At 65.6% G+C, this 20,159-nt stretch carries 18 protein-coding genes and 1 riboswitch; of the genes, 11 read left to right on the plus strand and 7 right to left on the minus strand.

Annotation, left to right across the window (positions count from 1 at the left end; translation table 11 throughout):
- Window positions 1-83 precede the first annotated feature (83 nt).
- Genes ygfZ through DBO85_RS00365 form a run of 3 tightly spaced genes read left to right on the plus strand, consistent with a single transcriptional unit; the run spans window position 84 to window position 2,722 of the window.
- Window positions 84-1,022: a CAF17-like 4Fe-4S cluster assembly/insertion protein YgfZ gene (gene ygfZ, locus DBO85_RS00355; protein WP_108104160.1), complete on the plus strand. Its 939-nt coding sequence runs from the start codon at window positions 84-86 to the stop codon at window positions 1,020-1,022.
- A gap of 43 nt (window positions 1,023-1,065) precedes the next feature.
- On the plus strand, window positions 1,066-1,905 hold the full coding sequence (locus DBO85_RS00360; RefSeq protein ID WP_108104162.1) for an HDOD domain-containing protein: 840 nt from the start codon (window positions 1,066-1,068) through the stop codon (window positions 1,903-1,905).
- Window positions 1,906-1,963: 58 nt separating this feature from the next.
- On the plus strand, window positions 1,964-2,722 hold the full coding sequence (locus DBO85_RS00365; protein WP_108104164.1) for a substrate-binding periplasmic protein: 759 nt from the start codon (window positions 1,964-1,966) through the stop codon (window positions 2,720-2,722).
- Here DBO85_RS00365 and ung read toward each other — a convergent pair.
- Both ung and DBO85_RS00375 read right to left on the minus strand, forming a co-directional pair.
- Window positions 2,708-3,424, minus strand: coding sequence for a uracil-DNA glycosylase (ung, locus tag DBO85_RS00370; protein WP_108104166.1), 717 nt, complete (start codon window positions 3,422-3,424; stop codon window positions 2,708-2,710). The two genes, DBO85_RS00365 and ung, sit on opposite strands and share 15 nt — an antisense overlap.
- A 73-nt stretch (window positions 3,425-3,497) precedes the next feature.
- Entirely contained in the window at window positions 3,498-4,712 is a 1,215-nt protein-coding gene (locus DBO85_RS00375) for a serine hydrolase domain-containing protein (protein WP_108104168.1), read from the minus strand.
- 274 nt (window positions 4,713-4,986) lie between these two features.
- Here DBO85_RS00375 and DBO85_RS00380 point away from each other — a divergent pair, with 274 nt between their 5' ends.
- The 3 genes from DBO85_RS00380 (at window position 4,987) to DBO85_RS00390 (ending at window position 8,277) form a co-directional block, all read left to right on the plus strand.
- Complete coding sequence (locus tag DBO85_RS00380; RefSeq protein ID WP_108104170.1) at window positions 4,987-6,234, plus strand: ABC transporter substrate-binding protein; 1,248 nt, start codon at window positions 4,987-4,989, stop codon at window positions 6,232-6,234.
- Between the two features lie 89 nt (window positions 6,235-6,323).
- Window positions 6,324-7,142, plus strand: a complete 819-nt coding sequence (locus DBO85_RS00385; protein WP_108104929.1) for an enoyl-CoA hydratase — start codon at window positions 6,324-6,326, stop codon at window positions 7,140-7,142.
- 28 nt (window positions 7,143-7,170) lie between these two features.
- The gene (locus DBO85_RS00390) at window positions 7,171-8,277 is read left to right on the plus strand and encodes an enoyl-CoA hydratase/isomerase family protein (protein ID WP_108104172.1); all 1,107 of its coding nucleotides are present in this window, start codon (window positions 7,171-7,173) and stop codon (window positions 8,275-8,277) included.
- Between the two features lie 214 nt (window positions 8,278-8,491).
- Here DBO85_RS00390 and DBO85_RS00395 read toward each other — a convergent pair whose 3' ends face one another.
- The 3 genes from DBO85_RS00395 to DBO85_RS00405 all read right to left on the minus strand — a co-directional run bounded on the left by DBO85_RS00395 (window position 8,492) and on the right by DBO85_RS00405 (window position 12,500).
- Window positions 8,492-8,734 carry a DUF1145 domain-containing protein gene (locus tag DBO85_RS00395; RefSeq protein ID WP_108104174.1) on the minus strand — a complete coding sequence of 81 codons (243 nt, stop codon included), beginning with the start codon at window positions 8,732-8,734 and terminating at the stop codon, window positions 8,492-8,494.
- An 80-nt stretch (window positions 8,735-8,814) separates the two neighbouring features.
- A complete protein-coding gene (locus DBO85_RS00400; protein ID WP_108104176.1) occupies window positions 8,815-10,533 on the minus strand; it encodes a sulfatase-like hydrolase/transferase in 1,719 nt (572 codons plus the stop codon).
- Window positions 10,534-10,535: 2 nt separating this feature from the next.
- Window positions 10,536-12,500: an alkyl/aryl-sulfatase gene (locus tag DBO85_RS00405; RefSeq protein ID WP_108104178.1), complete on the minus strand. Its 1,965-nt coding sequence runs from the start codon at window positions 12,498-12,500 to the stop codon at window positions 10,536-10,538.
- A 115-nt stretch (window positions 12,501-12,615) separates the two neighbouring features.
- Here DBO85_RS00405 and DBO85_RS00410 point away from each other — a divergent pair, with 115 nt between their 5' ends.
- Window positions 12,616-13,527 carry a LysR family transcriptional regulator gene (locus tag DBO85_RS00410; RefSeq protein ID WP_108104180.1) on the plus strand — a complete coding sequence of 304 codons (912 nt, stop codon included), beginning with the start codon at window positions 12,616-12,618 and terminating at the stop codon, window positions 13,525-13,527.
- An 18-nt stretch (window positions 13,528-13,545) separates the two neighbouring features.
- Here the strand turns inward: DBO85_RS00410 and DBO85_RS00415 are convergent, their stop codons facing one another.
- Together DBO85_RS00415 and DBO85_RS19355 are read right to left on the minus strand one after the other, a co-directional pair.
- Window positions 13,546-14,988: an alpha/beta hydrolase gene (locus DBO85_RS00415; protein WP_108104182.1), complete on the minus strand. Its 1,443-nt coding sequence runs from the start codon at window positions 14,986-14,988 to the stop codon at window positions 13,546-13,548.
- 450 nt (window positions 14,989-15,438) lie between these two features.
- Complete coding sequence (locus DBO85_RS19355) at window positions 15,439-15,600, minus strand: hypothetical protein (protein WP_233356525.1); 162 nt, start codon at window positions 15,598-15,600, stop codon at window positions 15,439-15,441.
- A 278-nt stretch (window positions 15,601-15,878) separates the two neighbouring features.
- Here DBO85_RS19355 and DBO85_RS00420 point away from each other — a divergent pair, with 278 nt between their 5' ends.
- The 4 genes from DBO85_RS00420 (at window position 15,879) to DBO85_RS00435 (ending at window position 20,157) form a co-directional block, all read left to right on the plus strand.
- On the plus strand, window positions 15,879-16,946 hold the full coding sequence (locus DBO85_RS00420) for a putative urea ABC transporter substrate-binding protein (RefSeq protein ID WP_108104184.1): 1,068 nt from the start codon (window positions 15,879-15,881) through the stop codon (window positions 16,944-16,946).
- Between the two features lie 196 nt (window positions 16,947-17,142).
- A riboswitch (guanidine-I (ykkC/yxkD leader) is annotated at window positions 17,143-17,248 on the plus strand.
- Between the two features lie 57 nt (window positions 17,249-17,305).
- Entirely contained in the window at window positions 17,306-18,373 is a 1,068-nt protein-coding gene (locus DBO85_RS00425) for a putative urea ABC transporter substrate-binding protein (protein WP_108104186.1), read from the plus strand.
- A 99-nt stretch (window positions 18,374-18,472) separates the two neighbouring features.
- Window positions 18,473-19,288 carry an ABC transporter permease gene (locus DBO85_RS00430; RefSeq protein ID WP_108104188.1) on the plus strand — a complete coding sequence of 272 codons (816 nt, stop codon included), beginning with the start codon at window positions 18,473-18,475 and terminating at the stop codon, window positions 19,286-19,288.
- Entirely contained in the window at window positions 19,285-20,157 is an 873-nt protein-coding gene (locus DBO85_RS00435) for an ABC transporter ATP-binding protein (protein ID WP_108104190.1), read from the plus strand. Before DBO85_RS00430 ends, DBO85_RS00435 begins: the two co-directional genes overlap by 4 nt.
- Window positions 20,158-20,159 lie beyond the last annotated feature (2 nt).

A 20,159-nucleotide genomic window follows, 5' to 3' on the forward strand; every position in this document is an offset into this window, starting at 1 on the left:
GCTCCCGCACCCGCTGGCATGCCTGTCGCTGGCGCTCTATGATGGGCCTCGAGTCGACGACGAGTCATTCTTCAGTGTCAGTCATGCCCACTTCCGCCTTCTTCTGCCTGTTGCCCCACGAGGGCGTCCTCAGCGTCCAGGGACCCGACGCGGCCAAATTCCTGCAGGGTCAGCTCACCTGCAACCTCGACTATCTCGATGACAGCCACAGCGGCCTCGGCGCGCGCTGCACGCCCAAGGGAAGGATGCTCTCGAGCTTTCGCATCGTCCCGCATGCCCAGGGCTATCTGCTGGCCATGGCCAGCGACCTGATCGAAGCGCAACTGGCCGACCTGAAGAAGTACGCGGTGTTCTTCAAGGTACAACTGCAGGACGCGAGTACGGACTGGGTGCGTTACGGCATTCAGGGCGTAGCCGAACTGCCGCTGGCTTCTGCGCTGAGCGCGCCAGCGGAACCAGGCGCTCTGCGGACTGCCGACGGGATGCTCGCGGTACGCCTGGATGAAAACCGTATCGAACTCTGGGTGCCGCAGGCGCAGGCTGCGGGAGCACATGAGCAACTGCGTGCAGCGCTCGCGGAGCGGCCTCTGGAAACGTGGTTGCTGCAACAGATTCGTGCCGGCGTCGGCCAGGTCTTCGGTGCTACCCGCGAGCTGTTCATCCCGCAGATGATCAACCTGCAGGCACTCGGCGGCGTGAGCTTTCGCAAGGGCTGCTACGCTGGCCAGGAAATCGTTGCGCGCATGCAGTACCTGGGCAAGCTCAAACGACGGATGTACCGCCTGGCGCTGGATGGGGCAACGCCGGCGGTCGGCGCCGAGCTGTTCTCGCCCGTGCACGCCAGCAGCGTTGGCGAAGTCGTTCTGGCGGCGCCCACCGAGAACGGCTGCGAGTTGCTCGCCGTGGTTCAGGAGGACGCCCTCGCGGATGGCCGACTCAGCCTCGACAAGTCCGAGGACTCGTGCCTGAGACTGCTTGAACTGCCCTACCAACTGGATCGCGATCGCGAGATCCAGCGCTGAACAAGAACTACATCTGGCTGCCAATACCTATAGAGAAGAATGAATGAGCAAGCTTGCCGAGAAAGTCCAACAGGAATTGATCCAGGCCATCGAGAATGACGAGCTGGTCCTGCCGACGCTGCCGGAAGTGGCACTCAAGGTACGCGAGGCTGCCGAAAACCCCGACATCAGCATTCCCAATCTGGCCAAGGTGATCGGCAACGACGCCGCCCTCACCGCACGCATCATCAAGGTGGTGAACAGCCCTCTGCTGCGCACCAACCGCGAGATCACCGATCTGCAGATGGCAATCAGTCGTCTGGGCATCAACTACACCTGCAACCTGGCCACCGGCCTGGCAATGGAGCAGATGTTCCAGGCCACCTCCGACGTCATCGATCGCAAGATGCGCGAAGTCTGGAACAAGAGCACCGAGATCGCCGGCATCTGCCATGTCCTTTGCCGCCATTACACCCGCCTGATGCCCGACCAGGCGACCCTTGCCGGGCTGGTGCACCAGATCGGCATCCTGCCGATCCTGACCTACGCGGAAGAACACAACGAGCTGATGACCGACTCGATCAGCCTCAACCACGTGATCGAGAAGATCCATCCGATCATCGGCGAGAAGATTCTGCGCGCCTGGGAATTTCCCGACCTGATTGCACAGATCCCCGGCCAGTACCTGGATTTCACCCGCAATTCGGAGAAAGTCGACTATGTCGATATCGTCCAGGTCGCCACTCTGCAGAGCTACCATGGCACGCAGCATCCCTACGCGCAGGTCGACTGGAGCCAGGTACCGGCCTTCGCCAAGCTGGGCCTGGACCCGAACCAGAGCCTGCACGAGGACGAAGACCTTTCTGCTGCGATGGAAGCAGCGATGGGCATGCTCCAGGGCTGACTGCCCTAGCCGCAGGCAAAACGGCTAGACCCTCGCACCGGTTACAGGAAGAACCGTTATGCGCCGCCTGCTCTTCTGGCTTCTGCTGTTCGCGCTACCGTCGACCCAGGCGGCAGAAGAGTTGCGCCTGACCAACGGCGAATGGGCGCCGTACCTGGGCGCGCAGCTGCCGCACCACGGCATAGCCTCGCGCATCGTTGCCGAGGCCTTTGCCCTGGAAGGGATAGAGGTACGCTGGGAGTTCCATCCCTGGGCCCGCTCGCTGCTGCTCGCCGAACGTGGCGACCGGCATGGCAGCGCGGTCTGGCTGAGCAGTCCGCACCGCAAGGAAACCTTCTTCGTCAGCGACCCGATTCTCGACAGTACCTACTACCTGTTCCATCGCAAGGATCGCCCGCTGCACTGGGAGAGCATCGAGGACCTCGCCGGATTGCGACTTGGTGCCACCACCGGCTACGACTACGGCGAGCCCTTCCAGCGCGCAGAAGCACAGCAGAGCTTGCAGATCCGTCGCCTGGGCAGCGACCTGCTGGGCTTTCGTCAGCTGCTGGCCGGGCGTCTTGATGCGTTCCCGATGGACAAGGTGGTCGGCTTCGACCTGCTGCACGAACAATTCAGCAGCGCCGAGCGCGCGCGGCTGAGCTTCCATCCCCGCCCCCTTCGCAGCGATAGCCTGCACCTGCTGCTCTCGCGGCGGATTCCGCAGAACGCCGACTACATGCTTCGTTTCAACGCAGGGCTGGCCCGGCTGCGGGAAAGCGGCAAGGTATCGCAGTACCTGCTGGAGGCACAGCGCCCGCTGTCACTCGGCCGCTGAGGCGCCCTGACCTACAGCCGGCAGACGCCAGTCGATCGGCTCGATGTCGTGCTGCGCGAGAAAACGATTGCAGTGACTGAAATGACCGTTGCCGATAAAACCGCGGTGGGCCGACAGCGGCGACGGATGCGGCGAGCAGAGCACCAGGTGCCGGGTACGATCGATCAGCGGCTGCTTGCTCTGCGCATGCGCCCCCCAGAGCATGAACACCAGATTGGGCTGATGCCGGTTGACGGCCTGGATCACCTGATCGGTAAAGGTCTGCCAGCCGGCCTTGGCGTGCGAACCGGCCTGCCCGGCCTCGACAGTAAGCGTCGTATTGAGCAGCAACACGCCCTGCTCCGCCCAGTGCTGCAGGCAACCGTGGCCGGGCGGATCGATGTTCAGATCCCGCTTGAGCTCCTTGAAGATGTTCTGCAGCGATGGCGGTATCGCCACGCCGGGCTGTACCGAGAAGCACAGCCCATGCGCCTGCCCCGGACCGTGATAGGGATCCTGGCCGAGGATGACCACCTTCGTCTGCGCCAGCGGCGTCGAGTTCAGCGCATTGAAGATCAGCGCGCCGGGCGGGTAGATCAGTTTGCCAGCGGCCTTCTCGGCGCGCAGAAAGTCTCCCAGCGCACGCATGTAGGGCTTGGCAAACTCCTCGTGCAGCGCCTCTTTCCAGCCCGCCTCGAGCCTGACCCTGTGGTCGTCCGCCATCACCGTGCCCTCGCCGCAAAAGCCGGCACGCTAAATAAGCCCCACCGGCAAGTCAAGGCGCCGCGGCGGCTTGTCAGTCGACCAGCGCACCGTAGGTGATCGCCCGCAGTTGCTGGCGAATCGGATAGGTCGACGAGGGCATCAGTTGGGTCATGAAGACCATCACCATTTCCTCCAGCGGATCGACCAGGAAGGTGGTGCTGGCCAGCCCACCCCAGCCGTACTCGCCCACCGAACCATTGACCATCGACTTGGCCACGTCGGTCTTCACCGACACACCGAGGCCGAAGCCCTGGCCCTCGTAGGGCGTTTCGCTGAAGGAGCCGACCGCGATGCTCGGCAGGTCACAATTGCCCGGCAGGTGATTGCTGCGCATGAACTCCAGCGTCTTGCGACCGATGATCCGCCGTCCGTTCAGCTCGCCGCCGTTGCACAGCGCCTGGGCGAAACGGAAGTAGTCATCGATGCTCGATACCAGCCCGCCACCGCCCGAGAGAAAGCTTGGTTGACGACTGAACGGCGAGTTCTGCGGGTCGTCCTGCAGGCTGAAGCCATCCGGGCTGGCCTGGTAGCAGGCGGCGAAACGCTCGAGCTTTTCCGCCGGCACATGGAAGCCGGTGTCGGCCATGCCCAGGCGCTGGAAGATATGTTCCTGGAAATACACATCCAGCGGTTTGCCGGAAAGCAGCTGGACCAGGTAGCCGAGCACATCGGTGGCGACCGAGTAACTCCAGGCGCTGCCCGGAGAAAACTCCAGCGGCAGTCGGGCAAGCTCTTCGACCAGTTTCTCCAGGGTCAGGCCCCGGCTGCCGTCCAGGCCCAGTTCGCGGTAGGCCGCATCGACGTTGCTGCGCTGCATGAAGCCGTAGGTCAACCCGGACATGTGGGTCATCAGGTCGCGAATGGTCATCGGCCTCGCGGCGGCGCTGGTGAGAAACGCCGGATAGACCCCGGCCTTGTAGACGCGCAGATCCTTCCACGCCGGGATGTACTTGTGCACCGGATCGTCGAGCAGGAAACGGCCCTGCTCGTAAAGCTGCATCATCGCCAGCGAGGTGATCGGCTTGGTCATCGAATAGATGCGGAACAGGGTGTCGCGCTGCATCGGCTTGCCCCGCTCCACATCCATCAGGCCCTGGGCCTTGACCCAGGCCACCTCGCCGCGCCGGGCGACCAGGGTGACGCTGCCAGGCAACTTGCCGGGCTTTAGGTAGTCGTTGTCGATGAGCCGCTCGATGGCATCCAGCCGGTACTGGTCGAGCCCGGCGATGACGTTCGGTCGGGACATGGTGTTCTCCGTGCAAAAGGGTTGGGCGAGTCCGCTCGCCGCGCGAGCGGCAGTCATACCACAGATGCCCGGCGAAGGCTTTTGCTCAGCCTTGCGGAGCCGTCGGCTGGTACGTTCGTACCCCGCAAAACTTGATCGAGCGCACACCTTGAGGGCCGCCACGGCGACGCGGCGCCCGTGACACGTGGGTACTAGACGAAGATCGAATGCCAGTCGCGACGGCGGCAGCGTAAAAGCACAGGCCAGGGTACACACGACACGGAATGCTCAGCCAATGAAAACGATCACCGCCTGCCTCGCACTTTTTCTCTGCCTGAGCCTGAATGCCCAGGCCAACGAGCCGGTGACCATCGGTCTCAACTACCCGCGCACCGGCAGCTACAAGGAAGAAGGTCTGGCGCAGATGCGCGCAGCACTGCTGGCGATCGACGAGATCAATGCACGCGGCGGCGTACTCGGACGCCCACTGCGACTGTCCAGCGCCGACACCGCATCACGCCCGGAAAAAGCCGTGCGCAATGTCGACAAGCTTGCCGGCGAAGGCGCGGCGATGCTCTTCGGCGGCGCCTCCAGCGCAGTGGCGATCGCCTCCGGCAATCGCGCACGGGAAAAGGGCCTGCTCTACTTCGGCACCCTGACCTACTCCAACGACACCACCGGCACGGATGGTCAGCGTTTCATGTTCCGCGAGTGCAACAACGCCTGGATGAGCGCCAAGGTGCTCGCCGAGTACCTCAACCAGCAACACGCCGGGCAGAAGTTCTTCTACGTCACCTCCGACTACACCTGGGGCAACAGCACCGAGGAGTCGTTGCGCCGGCACACCAGCACCCAGTCGGCCGGCGAACACCCATCGATCAAGGTGCGCTTCCCCGGCGCGCAGCTGGCGGAGTATCAGGACGCCCTGACCCAGGTGCAGGCCAGCGAGGCCAAGGTGCTGGTCCTGGCGCTGTTTGGCGAGGACCTAGTGCGCGCCATGCGCATCGCCGACAACCTGGGACTGAACAAGCGCATGCAGATAGTCGCGCCCAACCTGACCCAGAGCATCGTCGAGCAGGCAGGCCCTGCGCTGATGGAAGGCGTGGTCGGCACCGAGCCCTGGACCTGGCGCGTGCCGGCGCTGGAAGGCTCGAACGCAGGCCAGGCTTTCGTGCGCAACTTCAGCGAGCGCTATCAGGTCTACCCGTCAAGTTCGGCGGCGTCGGCCTACAGCATCGTCTACCAGTGGGCCGACGCCGTGGGGCGCGCGCGCAGCTTCGACAGCGCCGCCGTGGCCAGGGCCCTGGAAGGCCACAGCTACAGCCTGTTGAAAGGCCCGCAACAATGGCGCGCGCTCGATCACCAGAACGTCCAGACGGTCTATGCGGTCAGAATCAAGCCGCGCGCGGAAGTGATGAAGGACGCACTCAAGCAGGACTATTTCGAGATCATCGGCAAACTCGACGGCGCCCAGGCGGCGCAGACGCCCGAGGAGTGGCAGGCCGAACGCCGCGCCGCCGGAAAACCGCTGACTCTGCAATAGCTTCTGCACGCGCTGCAGGTGCAGCAGCAGGCGCAGCCGGATGCGATACGCTTGCTGGAGTCGCAAGTTCCATGCAGGAGTTCGCCGCCATGAGCCACGCCATCGAGACCTACCGCTCCGGGCTTTTCGACCTGACCCACAAGCTCACCGTCGAAAAGCACGGCCACACCGCGCTGCTGACCATCAACCAGCCACCGGCCAATACCTGGGACCGCGACTCGCTGATCGGCCTGCGCCAGGTGCTGGAGCATCTGAATCACGACGACGACATCTACGCGCTGGTGATCACCGGCCAGGGCGAACGCTTCTTCAGCGCCGGCGCCGACCTTGCGCTGTTCGCCGATGGCGACAAGGCGCGCGCCCACGAGCTGGCGCTGCTGTTCGGCCAGGCCTTCGAAGCACTGCGCGATTTCCGCGGCGTGTCCATCGCCGCGATCAATGGCTATGCCATGGGTGGCGGACTGGAATGCGCCCTGGCCTGCGACCTGCGCATCGCCGAGCGCCACGCACAGATGGCGCTGCCCGAAGCGGGAGTCGGACTGCTACCCTGCGCAGGCGGCACCCAGGCGCTGGCCTGGCTGGTCGGCGAGGGCTGGGCCAAGCGCATCATTCTCTGCGGCGAACGCATCGATGGCGAAACCGCATTGCGCATAGGCCTGATCGAACAACTGGTCGACAGCGGTGAAGCCCGCGGCCACGCGCTGCTGCTGGCGGCGCGGGTGGCCAGCCAGAGCCCGGTTGCCGTCCGGGCGATCAAGCCACTGATCCAGGGCGCCCGCGAGCGCGCCCCGAACAGCTGGCTGAGCGCCGAACGCGAACGCTTCGTCGAGCTGTTCGATGCCGAAGACACCCGCGAAGGCGTCAACGCCTTCCTGGAAAAACGTGCTCCGCAGTGGCGCAATCGCTGAGCGCTGCCGCCCACTACAAGGTTGCCCGATGAACGTGATTTTCGAAGAACTGCCCGGCATGCACGGCTACCGCGTCGGCATTGCCACCCTTGATTCGCCAAAGAACCTCAACGCCCTGTCGCTGCCGATGATCGAGGCGCTCGACGCCCGCCTACGCAGCTGGCAGGCCGACCCGCAGATCGCCTGCGTACTGTTGCGTGGCAGCGGCGACAAGGGCTTCTGCGCCGGTGGCGACGTGCGCCGGCTGATCGAGCTGCAGCGGCAGCAGCCAGGCGAGATCCATGAGCAGGCGCGACAGTTCTTCGCTGCCGAATACCGTCTGGACCACCTTGTGCACACCTATGAAAAGCCGCTGATCTGCTGGGCCAATGGCCACGTGATGGGCGGCGGCATGGGCCTGATGCAGGGCGCCGGCGTGCGCATCGTCACCGAGTCGAGCCGGCTGTCGATGCCGGAAATTCATATCGGCCTGTACCCGGACGCCGGCGGCAGCTGGTTTCTCGGCCGCATGGCCAGACCCCTGGGGCTGTTTTTCGGCCTGACCGCCAGCCAGATCAACGCGGCCGACGCCCTCGCCCTGGGTCTTGCCGACCGCTTCCTGCAACACAGCCAGCAGGAGGATCTGCTCGAAGGATTGCTGCAGCTGAACTGGTCGATTCAGCCGCAGCGCCAGTTGCACAGTCTGCTGCAGGCGCTGGCAGCCAGTGCAGCGGGACATCTGCCGCAGGCCCAATGGCAACCGCTGCTCGGACGTATCGCCGCGCTGCTCGACGTGGCAGACCTGCCCGGCGCCTGGCACGCGCTGGCCGGACTGCAGGAGGATCAGCAGCCGCTGCTGGCCGCCGCCGGCACCGCGCTGGCCAAAGGCTGCCCGCTCACCGCCTGGCTGGTCTGGGAACAGCTGCAGCGCAGCCGCCACCTGTCGCTCGCCGAGACCCTGCGCATGGAGTACGCGGTCAGCCTCAACTGCTGTCGTTACCCCGACTTCAGCGAAGGCGTGCGCGCCCGCCTGATCGACAAGGATCAGACGCCCGTCTGGCACTGGAAGCAGGTCGAGGAAATTCCCGAGAAAGTCGTCGCCGCGCATTTCGAGCCGACCTGGGAGGGGCCGCACCCGCTCGCCGATCTCATCTAGCGGTTACACAGAAAGCCGCCATAGGAAGCACACAGGAGCCGGCGCAGCCTTGGGGGTAGGTACCGGTTGGTGGATGGCTTCGGCCATCCACCCTACGGACAGGCCTAGCGGTGTGAGAGAGCCGTTGCAGGCAAACCCGTCAACCAGCTGAAAAACACGCGCGAGCAGGTGCCAGGCGGTGGATGGCAGCGGCCGTCCACCCTGGCAACTGACGTCAGTGCAGCCGCTGCAGATGCAGCACCCCGAACAGCAGCACCTGCAGCCGGTGCAGACCGGGCGCAGGTTGCTGCTGCAGGTACTTGTTGAACAGCAGCATCTCGACCAGATGCAGCACCAGGGTCACGCCGGCGATGGCGTTCAGCGGTACTTCCCAGGGCGAGCCGAACGGTGCCAGCAGGTTGGCCAGCGCCAATGCCCAGAAGGCCAGCATGAACACCTTCGCGATAGTCCAGAACATCCAACACTCTCCTTTTGCGCCGGCAGCTCTTGCGGCAACGGGTGCATCCGGCGGGCACCCATCCGATTGATCGAAACGAATCAGCCCTGGCTGTACAGAAAAGCCGGCCCGATGTGCTCACTGCCGTCATCCCGGCCGACCTCACGTTCGATCAATGCGTTGGTCCGTGCATTGAGGCGCGTCAACAGCGCCTGATGAGACAACGGATCGGCCGCCAGGTTGTTCACTTCGTCGGGATCTTCCAGGGTGTCGTAAAGCTCGAGATCGTTGCGCGCACACAGCGTCTGGAAATCGTTCGGCAGGTGGTGGTCCTTCGGTGCGAAGTAACGGGCGAACTTGTAGCGGCCGTCGTGAATACCGCGAAACAGTGCGCGATGCTCGCGCGACGGGCCCAACTGCAGATTCTTCAGCGACTCGCGCAGGATGCTCCAGGGCGTCACCAGGTCCTGATTGCGGATCACCTGCTGGGTGAACTCGGGGTCGATGTACATCGCCACCCCGTAGTTGAACAGGTGTCCCAGCTCGTCCCGCTGCGAACGCCCGCTCGCCCCACCCAGGCTCTCGCACAGGCTTACGCCCGCCAATTGCGGATAGCGTTCGCGCTGCAACGCCGGGGCAACGCCTGCCAGTTCCAGCAGGGTCGGCACCAGGTCGACGCTGGAGCCGAGGGCGTCGCTCTGCACGCCGCCCGACAGGTCGGGATGACGCACGATGAAATTCACCCGGGTGTTCTCCCGGTACATGTGCGGCCCCTTCTGCCGCAGCCGGTGGGCGCCGGCCATCTCGCCGTGGTCGGCGGTCAGTACCACGATGGTGTTGTCGTCCTGGCCACTGGCGCGCAAGGCACCGAGGACCTGGCCGATCGACTCGTCGACATCGCGGATGCAGTTGAAGTAGTAGCTCTGCAGGCCGACCCAGGCCGCCTCGTCAGCGGGATCGATATGCCCGTAGAAGGCGTTGCACAGCTCGACATCGGCGCGCTGTACCCAGGGTTTGCTGCTCAGGTCGTCGGCGTGGAAGCTGGCCGGCAGCGGGATGTCCCAGTGCTTGTCGTAGACCCCGATGCCGGGACCTGCAGAGATCGGCCCGAGGAAGTTCTGCCGCAGGCGCGAACGCTCCTGGGCCGGCCCCGAGCTGTAGAACATGATGTCGTGCGGATTGACGAAGTTGACCGCCAGCAGCCAGGGCGCTTCGTCGTCCCTGTGTGCCTGCATCCAGCGCGCCGCGTCGCTGGCGGTGAGGCGGTCGTAGAGGAAGCCGGTCAGGTGCGTGCCGTGCGGATCTCCGCCGAGGTTGTAGTCGGCAAAGCCGTAGGGTTGCAGTGCCGTTTCACTGGTCTCGACCACGCCATAGGTGAGGTTGTCGCCGCCAGGCATATGGCTCAGGTGCCACTTGCCCTTGTAGGCGGTGGTGTAACCCTGCTCGCGCAGCATGTGACCCAGCGTCGGCAGCGTCGGCGAGAGGTCATTGAACGGCGGCAATCCGTGGTTGGCGACTATCTGCGTCTTCTGGGTGTGCTGCCCGGTGAACATCACCGAGCGCGACGGCGAACAGGGCGTGGTGTTGGCGTGGTAGTTGCCCAGGCTCACGCCCCTGGCGAGCAGCGCTTCATGGGCAGGCAGCGTGAGTGCGTCCGGCAGATCGCGGAAGCTGCGTTCCTGGTCGGTGACGATCAGCAGGATGTTCGGCCGGCCACGTGTGCGCGGATGCACCGCCGGCGTCTCGCCGGCCAGCAGCGGTGCCGCCAGACTGCCCGCGGAGAGCGTGCCGGCGAGCTTGATCAGGTCGCGACGATTCATCTTCAGCGCTCCCGGTTCGGCTCGATCAGGGCGAAGTTGGGCTCGAAGTCGTCCATCAGCCGCAGCAGCTCGAAGAGCTTGAGCGGATTGCCGTCGACCTTGATGTCGCCCAGCAGCACCGCCTTGGGGAAGCTGGTCTGCTTGAGCAGGATGCGATCGAGGGTGGCGCGGGTCAGGTGGACGGTCGCGTCGGGATCCTCCGCCAGGCGACCGGGCAACCAGGTCAGGGTCGAGTTCTGCAGATTGACGCGGAAGTCCTCGCCACTGTCGCTGAAGCGCCAGTTCAGCACGATGTGCTTGCCCGCAGCCTTCGGCCCGTTGAGGCGAATCCCCAGCAGATCGAAGAACATCCCGGTGTCGAGGGCCTTGAGCAGGTCGGTCCCCAGCCCCTTGGCCGCCGCGCGGTCCGGGCCGCCTTCGCGCAGCTCCAGCGCGCCGCTCAGGTAGACGCCGCGCCAGGGCCCCGACTCAGCCTGGTAGCCAAGCTGCTCCAGGGCATCGGCGGCGAGCTCGCGCGCGGCGCGGTTGTCCGGTTCGGCATAGACCGCCTGGCTCATCACCGAGGCCACCCAGCGGTACTCGCCGCGGGCGAAGTCCTCGCGTGCCCTAGCGATCACCGCATCGATGCCGCCCATGTACTGGATGCTCTTGCGCGCCGACTCAACCGGCGGCAGCGGATCGAGATTGGCCGGGTTGGCGTCGTACCAACCGAGGTACTTCTGGTAGATGGCCCGCGCGTTGTGCTTGAGGGTGCCGTAGTAGCCACGTGCCGCCCACTGCTGCTCCAGGCTCGCCGGTAGTTGCAGGCTCTCGGCGATCTCCCCGGGACGATAGCCGTGGTTCATCAGGCGCACGCTCTGGTCGTGGACGTACTTGTACATGTCGCGCTGCACGGCGAGGAACTGCCGGCTGCGCTCGCCGCCCCAGACCGGCCAGTGGTGCTGGGCGATGAGCACATCGGTGCGCCCACCGAAATGCTCGCGCACCTCGTCGATGTAGCGCGACCAGCGGCTGGCGTCGCGCACCTCGGCGCCGCGCAGGGTGTAGATGTTGTGCATGTGCTGGGAGGTGACTTCGGCCGTGTTCAGCACGCGCTGGGCCGGGAAGTACAGCATCAGCTCGGCCGGCGCCTCGCTGCCGTTGGCCATGTGGAACTCGATCTCGACACCGGCGATGGTCTGCACGCCGTTCTCGCCGATGCTGTCGGTCGGTGGAATCAGCGTCTGCTCGCCGCTCGACAGTGTCTTGCCCAATCCGGTATCGACGTGACCACGCTCGCCCGGCGCCAGGCGCGTGCCGTACATGTAGGTGGCACGACGGCTCATGGCATTGCCGGCGATCACGTTCTCGCTCACCGCATGGGCCATGAAACCTTCGGGGGCATAGATGCGCACCGCACCGGCGGCCACCTGCGCCTCGTCGACCACGCCCTTGACGCCACCGAAGTGGTCGATGTGGCTATGGGTGTAGATCACCGCCGCCACCGGTTTCGCCGGGCGGTGGGCCAGATACAGATCGAGGGCCGCCCGCGCGGTGGCCGGGGTGAACAGCGGGTCGATGACGATCAGGCCCTGCTCGCCCTCGACGATGGTCATGTTCGCCAGGTCCATGCCGCGGACCTGGTAGATGCCCTCGGCGACCTCGAACAGACCGTGAATGGCATTCAGCTGCGCCTGGCGCCAGAGGCTCGGGTTGACCGTGGCCGGGGCCTTGTCCGCGGCGAGGAAGGCATAGGGCGCCATGCTCCAGGCCGGCTGGCCGTCGCTGCCAGGCACCAGCGCATCCGGCAAGGCGGCGATGAAACCGCGGCGGGCATCGGCGAACGCGCCGCGATCGGCGAACGGCAGGCGCTCGAGCACCGCGGCCTGGGCCGCGCGGGTAGCCGGCTCGGCATCCCTGGCGAGGCTCGCGGCCTGAACCTGGACGCTGGTGAACAGTGCAAGCAGCAGGAGTGACGGACGCAGCATGAATATCTCCCTGAACTCGTCCGCGGAGCAGCCCGCCGACGATGGATTGCACTCTGCGCCGCAACCGACCAATAATTCCAATGCAACTTTTTCAACAATTCAATGCAGAGAGCGCATGAACGATCTTCGTCAGCTCCGCCATTTCGTCGCCCTTGCCGAACACGGCCACTTCGCTCGCGCCGCCGAAGCCGTGCATCTCAGCCAGCCGGCCCTGAGCCGCAGCATCCAGGCGCTGGAAGCCAGCCTGGAGTGTCGCCTGGTCGATCGCCACAGTCGCGGCATCAGCCTCACCGCCCACGGCCAACTGGTTCTGGAGCATGCCCAACGACTGCTCGCCGGCAGCCGCTCGCTACAGAACGCAGTGGCCCAGCTAGGCAACCTGCAGATGGGCGAGCTGCGCCTGGGTGCCGGCCCCTTCCCTGCCGCGCGGCTGGTGCCGCAGGCGATCGGCCGCCTGGCGCAGGCCCATCCGCGCATCCGCATCGAGCTGAGCATCGATGACTGGCGCAGCCTGCGCATGCGTCTGCTGGACGAGCATCTGGAGGTCTTCGTCGCCGACATCCGCGAGCTGCAGGACGACCCGCTGCTGGCCGTGGAGCCACTGCAGCAACATGCCGGCGTGCTGTTCTGCCGCCCGGAACATCCGATGCTATGCAAGGCCCCACTGGACGGGCGCGAACTGGCGACGCTGGCCTTTGCCGGCACCCAGCTACCGGAAACGGTGGAGGCGTCGGTACGCGAGTTCAGCGGCCGCGATCGGCCGCTGAGCATCCGCTGTGACAATTTCATGGTGCTCAAGGCACTGGTGGCGCAGAGCGACGTGATCAGCCTGGCGCCCTGGGACGTGATTGCCGAAGACGTTGCCAACGGTCGACTGGCCGTGCTGCCGGTCGCCGGCAATGTGCCGCGCCAGCATTCGGCCTACGGCGTGGTCAGCCGCGCCGGCCACAGCCTGTCGCCGGCCGCCCAGGCGTTGCTGGGCGCCCTGCGCGAAGAAGATGAAGCCTTTCGCCAGGCCGCTCCCTGAGCGGCCTGGCGGCCAGGCTCAGCGGCAGTAGGCGCCCGGTTCCATGCCCAGACGCGGCTTGATCTTGCAGCGCGCCTGATGGCGCAGATAGCCGGCATAGTCACCGAACGGCAGCGCGTCATCGCGGAACTGCACACTGATGCGGTCGGTGGCCGAGGCCCAGTTGGGCACATTGAGCTGCACCACCCGACTGGCATCACGGCTGCGCAGCACTACCCGCACCACGCCATCGGCAGCTCTGCTGGCCGGCACGAACACGTCGGCAGCGGAAATGAAGGGGATGGTCTCGAACGGCGGCAGCATGCCCTTGCCCAGATCGGTCTGGCCATCGAGGCCGGCATCCATCGCGTAGCTGGCGAGAATCACCTGGCTGCGCGGCGCGATCTGCGCGGTCAGCATATCGGTGCCGTTGATGCGCAGGCGGTCGGTACGCTCGCCCTGATCACCCCAGAACTCGCGCTGACGACTGATATTGAGCACCGCATGACGCTCGCTCTTGGGGATCAGCAGGTCCAGGCCGGTGCCGGGAATGCTGCTGTTCAGGCGCACGAAGTGATTCGAGCGGGAGAAACGCTCCTGATAGAAGTGATGCACGCTGCCATCGGTGCGCACCAGGGCGAACTCGTAGTGGTAGCGACCATCCACCGCCAACGGACCGAACGCCCCGGTGGCATCCAGGCGCTTGGTCAGCAGCGGCGCCTTGCCGATGCGCTGGCCGCTGTCGGCCGCCACTCGCCAGACTTCCAGGGTGGCACCGGCATAGCCGACGTTCTGCGGGAAGATCACTGCCCGCCCGGAGACCCGCACCTTGTTCGGCTGCTGCGGCACGACGAAGGTCACCCGCGGCTCCTCGCCAAGGAAGAAGCGATACATCAGGGCAAAGGCTTCTGCCGAGGTCGCGACCTCGGTATGGCCCTTCTCGGGGAAGTGGAAGTTGTCCTGCGGGTTCGGGCCGATCTGGGTCAGGCCTGGCAGACGCGCGTAAGCGCCGCCGGAGTTCCACTCGCCCCAGATGCCGATGGTCGGCACACCGCCGGGCAATGTCGGCTGGAAGCGCCCGTCGATATTCACGTAGCGCGCGACCTTGGCGCTGCCGCCCGGATAGCTGTTCAGGTAGGCGGTCATCACCGCGGTGCCGCGGGAGTGGGCCGCCACATGGACCTTGTCCACGCCGTTCTCGGCACGCACCCGATCCAGAAAGGCATCCAGCTGGGCGAGCACCAGCGCGCCGTTGTCGATGACGCTGGTGTCGTACTCGAAGGCATACAGGCGCTTCTGTGGAAAGCCATTGCTGGTGAAGCGCATGGCATGGGTTTCGAACTGCGCCGCCGAGCCGGACGAACCGTGCACGAAGACGATCGGCACCGGCGCCGAATCGGCTGCCGCCAGCAGCGGCCAGAGCGCCAGGGAAAGCAACATCAGCGCGGCTCGCGAAAGCCGGCCAAGGGATTCTCGAATCATCAGAGCACCACTCCATATCTATTGTTTTTGTTCGATATGAGCGTGCTGGAGCCGAACTGCCGACTACACGGCCTCCTGCAGCTACTGCCATCTGCGTCGATAGCGACGCCGAACTGTGACCGGACGGTCACCCCGCCAGTTCAGCACATCGAGATAGGAAAAGAGCAGCCTCACCCGTTTGGGTGGCGCACCGGAGATCGTTGAAGCGCGGCTCATGTAAGGCGGCTGCCAGAACTCCCTGCAGCGCCGGCGCTTCCCTCATCCGGCGCTGCGCGCCACCTTCTCCCGGAGGGAGAAGGACAGCTGCGGGGCGATGGCGCGGTGTGGTTCTACAGAGCTGCAGAGCCTGTACGGCTTTTCCCTCTCCCACCGGGAGAGGGTGCCGAAGGCGGGTGAGGGATGCTCCAGGCAACTCGCCGCCTGGCCGAGGACGCTTAGGCCAGCAGGCCCTCAGCAGCGCCCCTTCTTGGCCTGGCCCGGCGGGCAGTGCGGCGGGCCGCCGCCCGGGTCACCGACGCGGACATCGACGCCGGGGGCGCGCACGCTGCAACCCGTCAGGCCCACGCCCAATACAGCCACTAGCAACAGTGATACGAACGCTTTCATCTTCATTACCTCATCGAGCAGCCGCAAAGCCGTGCTTGCACGGCACCGGCAGTCTTGCCGGGCTGGCGTTTTGACAGTGTGCCCCATTTTCGGTTCGCACGGCGCTCCACATCGGAGCGACTGCTCTCCATCACGCCTCGCCAGGGTGCAGTGCGAGCACCTGATGCGCCGCTCAAGGCCGGCCAATCCCGACCGATGGTCAAACTGGCACGCCGCTCGCTTACGCCAGCCGCAGGTCCTTCCCGCGACCCTGCACTGCACCCGCCCACCTGCCTGAGGTATCCATGCGTTTTCCCTCCCTCGCCCGTCTTCTCGCCGTCGCCCTGTTCACCCTGCTCAGCAGCCTTCCCGCCCACGCCGAACCCAAGAGCTTCCGCGTCTGCTGGTCGATCTTCGCCGGCTGGATGCCCTGGGGCTATGCGGCCGATCAGGGCATCGTGAAGAAGTGGGCCGACAAGTACGGCATCCAGATCCAGGTCGAGGAAGTACCCGACTATGTCAATTCGATCGAGCGCTACGCAGCGGGGGAGTTCGCCGCCTGCAGCATGACCAACATGGATGCGCTGACCATCCCGGCCGCCGCTGGCGTCGACTCCACGGCGCTGATCATCGGCGACTTTTCCGACGGCGCGGACGGGCTGCTGCTGCGCGGCAAGGACCTGAAGTTGCGCGACCTCAAGGGCAAGACGGTGCTGCTGGTGGAGAACTCGGTGTCGCACTACCTGCTCAGCCGCGCGCTGGACTGGGCGCTGCTCAAAGAAAGCGACGTGACCATCCTGGGCGCCTCCGACAAGGACATCGTGCAGCGCTTCCTCGCCGGTGAAGGCGATGCGGTGATCACCTGGAACCCGTTGCTCTCGAGCATTCGCCAGCAAGCCGAGGTCAGCCAGGTGTTCAGTTCGCGGCACATCCCTGGCGAGATCATCGACCTCACCGTGATCAACAGCCAGGTGCTGGCCGAGAACCCGGAGCTGGGCAAGGCGCTGACCGGCGCCTGGTTCGAGACCCAGCGCCTGATGGGTCTGCGCAACCCCACCGGCGACGCCGCGCGGGCACGCATGGCGGCCGCCGCCGGGACTACTGCGGAGGACTTCGATCTGCAGCTCAAGACCCTGCGCTCCTTCTATGCGCCGCGGTACGCACTGCGCTTCGCCAGCGCCGCCAAGCTGCCGGACCTGATGCAGCAGGTGGTCGACTTCGCCGACGCGCACAAGCTGCTCGGCGACGCCGGCGAAGGTCTCGATCACCTGGGTATCCGCTTCGATGACGGCAGCGTACTGGGCGACTCGACGCGAGTGATGCTGCGCTTCGACAACACCTACATGCGCCAGGCCGCCGAAGGCGCGCTCTGACGCACCAGCAGCAGGCGAGTACGCACCAGCACGGTGCAGATATAGCCTGAACCGCGCCGTGATTGCCGGGCCCAGGCCCCGCAAGGCGCAGTTCCGGCGAGCTGGCACGATGTTCGCTAACAAGCCTGCATGCAGAAGCGATCCCGATGAGTCTTCGAGCTGATCGAACCTTATCGGGAGTGCGGCACTACAACTTGCAATGGCCGACTAGGGTTCCGGCCCGTCGCGGAAGTGACGGGTGACTGGTCCGAGAGTCGACGACCTCCTTCGAGGTTACACGGCGGGACAAAAGCCCGGGAGAACGCGCCAGCAAGGCCGCGCCACTCCTGCACGCCGATAATCGAACTGGAGGTTCCATCATGCGCAAGTCCCTCGTCTCCTCGCTGGTCGCCGCCGGCCTCACCGCCGCCCTGAGCCTGCCCGCCCACGCCGAACAGAAAGACCACTTCAGCGTCTGCTGGACCATCTACGCCGGCTGGATGCCGTGGGAATACGCCCAGGCCGAGGGCATCGTCGACAAGTGGGCGGAGAAGTACGACATCGAGATCGACGTGGTGCAGGTCAACGACTACGTCGAGTCGATCAACCAGTACAGCGCCGGCCAGTTCGATGGCTGCAGCATGACCAACATGGACGCCCTGACCATTCCCGCCGCGGCTGGCATCGATTCCACCGCGCTGATCATCGGCGACTTCTCCAACGGCAACGACGGCATCGTGCTCAAGGGCGAAGGCAAGTCGCTGAGCGACCTCAAGGGCATGGACGTCAACCTGGTCGAGCTGTCGGTTTCCCACTACCTGCTCGCCCGCGGCCTGGAAAGCGCCGGCCTCAGCGAGCGCGACCTGAAGGTGGTGAACACTTCCGATGCCGACCTGGTGGCCGCCTTCGCCACGCCGTCGGTGAATGCCGTCGCCACCTGGAACCCGCTGCTGGCCGAGGTCGAGGCGATGCCTTCGGTGAGCAAGGTTTTCGACTCCAGCCAGATCCCCGGTGAAATCATCGACCTGATGGTGGTCAACACCCAGACCCTGGCGGACAACCCCGCCTTCGGCAAGGCCCTGACCGGCGCCTGGTACGAGGTGATGGCCACCATGAGCGCCGATGACGAGGCTGGCCGCGCTGCCCGCGAGCACATGGCGCAGGCGTCCGGCACCGATCTTGCCGGCTACGAGGCACAGCTGGCAGCCACCCGGATGTTCTATTCGGCCAAGGACGCCGTGGCCTTCGCCACCAGTTCGCAACTGCCGGAAACCATGACCAAGGTCGCCGAGTTCAGCTTCGACCACGGCCTGCTCGGCGACGGCGCACCGGACGCCGGCGCCATCGGCATGGCCTTCGCCGCTGATGTGCAGACCGGTAACGCAGACAACATCAAGCTGCGCTTCGACCCCAGCTACATGCAGATGGCGGCCGACGGCAAGCTCTGATCGGGCGGGCAAACCTGCCCTCGCAGGGTGGATGACGCTTCATCCATCCACCTTCGCGCCCTTTGATGGGTAACTCACCCAACACACAAAGAGACAGCCATGCGCTTGATCAACCGACACCCTGACCGTGCCGGCCGCCTGGTTCTGGTCCTGCTGCCGTTCGCCCTGCTGCTGTTCCTCTATTTCAGCGCCTCGGCGAGTCGGCTGGCGGACAACCCCGGCGACAAGCTGCTGCCCAGCGCCACGCAGATGGCCGCCGCCATCGATCGCCTGGCCTTCACCGAGGACAAGCGCAGCGGCAACTACCTGTTCTGGCAGGACACCGGCGCCAGCCTGTCGCGCTTAGGGCTCGGCATCGGCATCGCCGCCCTGCTCGGCCTCTGCCTGGGCATCGCCGCCGGCATCCTGCCGCTGTTTCGCGCGCCGCTGTCGCCGCTGCTGACGGTGCTGTCGATGGTGCCACCGCTGGCGATCCTGCCGATCCTGTTCATCGTCTTCGGCCTCGGCGAGCTGGCCAAGGTGATGCTGATCGTCATCGGCATCACCCCGGTGCTGGCGCGCGATCTGGAGCAGCGTGCCCGCGAGATCCCCCAGGAAATCCTGATCAAGGCGCAGACCCTCGGCGCCAGCACCTGGACGCTGATCCTGCGGGTGGTGCTGCCACAACTGCTGCCACGCCTGCTGATCGCCCTGCGGCTGGTGCTGGGCTCGGCTTGGCTGTTCCTGATCGCTGCCGAAGCCATCGCCAGCACCGACGGCCTGGGCTACCGGATCTTCCTGGTGCGCCGCTACATGGCGATGGATGTGATCCTGCCCTACGTGGTCTGGATCACCCTGCTCGCCTGGCTGATGGACCTGGGCCTGCGCCAGCTGACCCGGCTGTGCTTCCCCTGGTACGAAGGAGCCAAGGCATGAAGCCGATAGAAAACAGGCCCGTCGCGAGCGAGTCGCTGACAAGAAGCCCGGAGCGCAGCACTCTGACGCAGCCAGCCCGCACCTTCATCGACGTGAAGAATGTCTGGCAGGAGTACGGTGACCAGGTGGTTCTGGAGCGCCTCAACCTGACCGTCAACCAGGGCGAGTTCTGCACCCTGGTCGGCGCTTCCGGCTGCGGCAAGTCGACCTTCCTGCGCCTGCTGCTGGGCCAGGAGCGCGCCAGCCGCGGCGAGATCCTGCTGGATGGCCAGCCCCTGGCCGCCGAGCCGGACAGCAGCCGCGGCGTGGTCTTCCAGCGCTACTCGGTGTTCCCGCACCTGTCGGTACTGGACAACGTCGCCATCGGCCTGGAGCTGCCACGGGCCAGGCTGCTCGGTCGGCTGTTCGGCCGCGCCAAGCGCGAGGCGCGCGAGCAGGCGGCGGCCATCCTGCACAAGGTCGGTCTGGGGCATGCGCTGGACAAGTACCCCAGCCAGCTCTCCGGTGGCATGCAGCAACGTCTGGCGATCGCCCAGGCGCTGATCATGAAGCCGCGCGTGCTGCTGCTCGACGAGCCCTTCGGCGCGCTCGACCCGGGCATCCGCAAGGACATGCACGGCCTGCTGCTGGAGCTATGGCAGGAGACCGGGGTGACCGTGTTCATGGTCACCCACGACCTGTCCGAAGGTTTCAGCCTCGGCACCCGCCTGCTGGTGTTCGACAAGACCCGCATCGATCCGCATGCGCCGGGTGCCTTCGGCGCGCGCATCACCTACGACATCCCCCTGAACAGCGACCGCCGCGCCCAGCGCGCCGCCGTCGCGGCCCTGCCGGCGCACATCACCGGCGACCTGCAATCGGCCCTGTAAGG

It is taken from the genome of Pseudomonas mangrovi, from assembly GCF_003052585.1.
Classification (GTDB): Bacteria; Pseudomonadota; Gammaproteobacteria; order Pseudomonadales; family Pseudomonadaceae; genus Aquipseudomonas; species Aquipseudomonas mangrovi.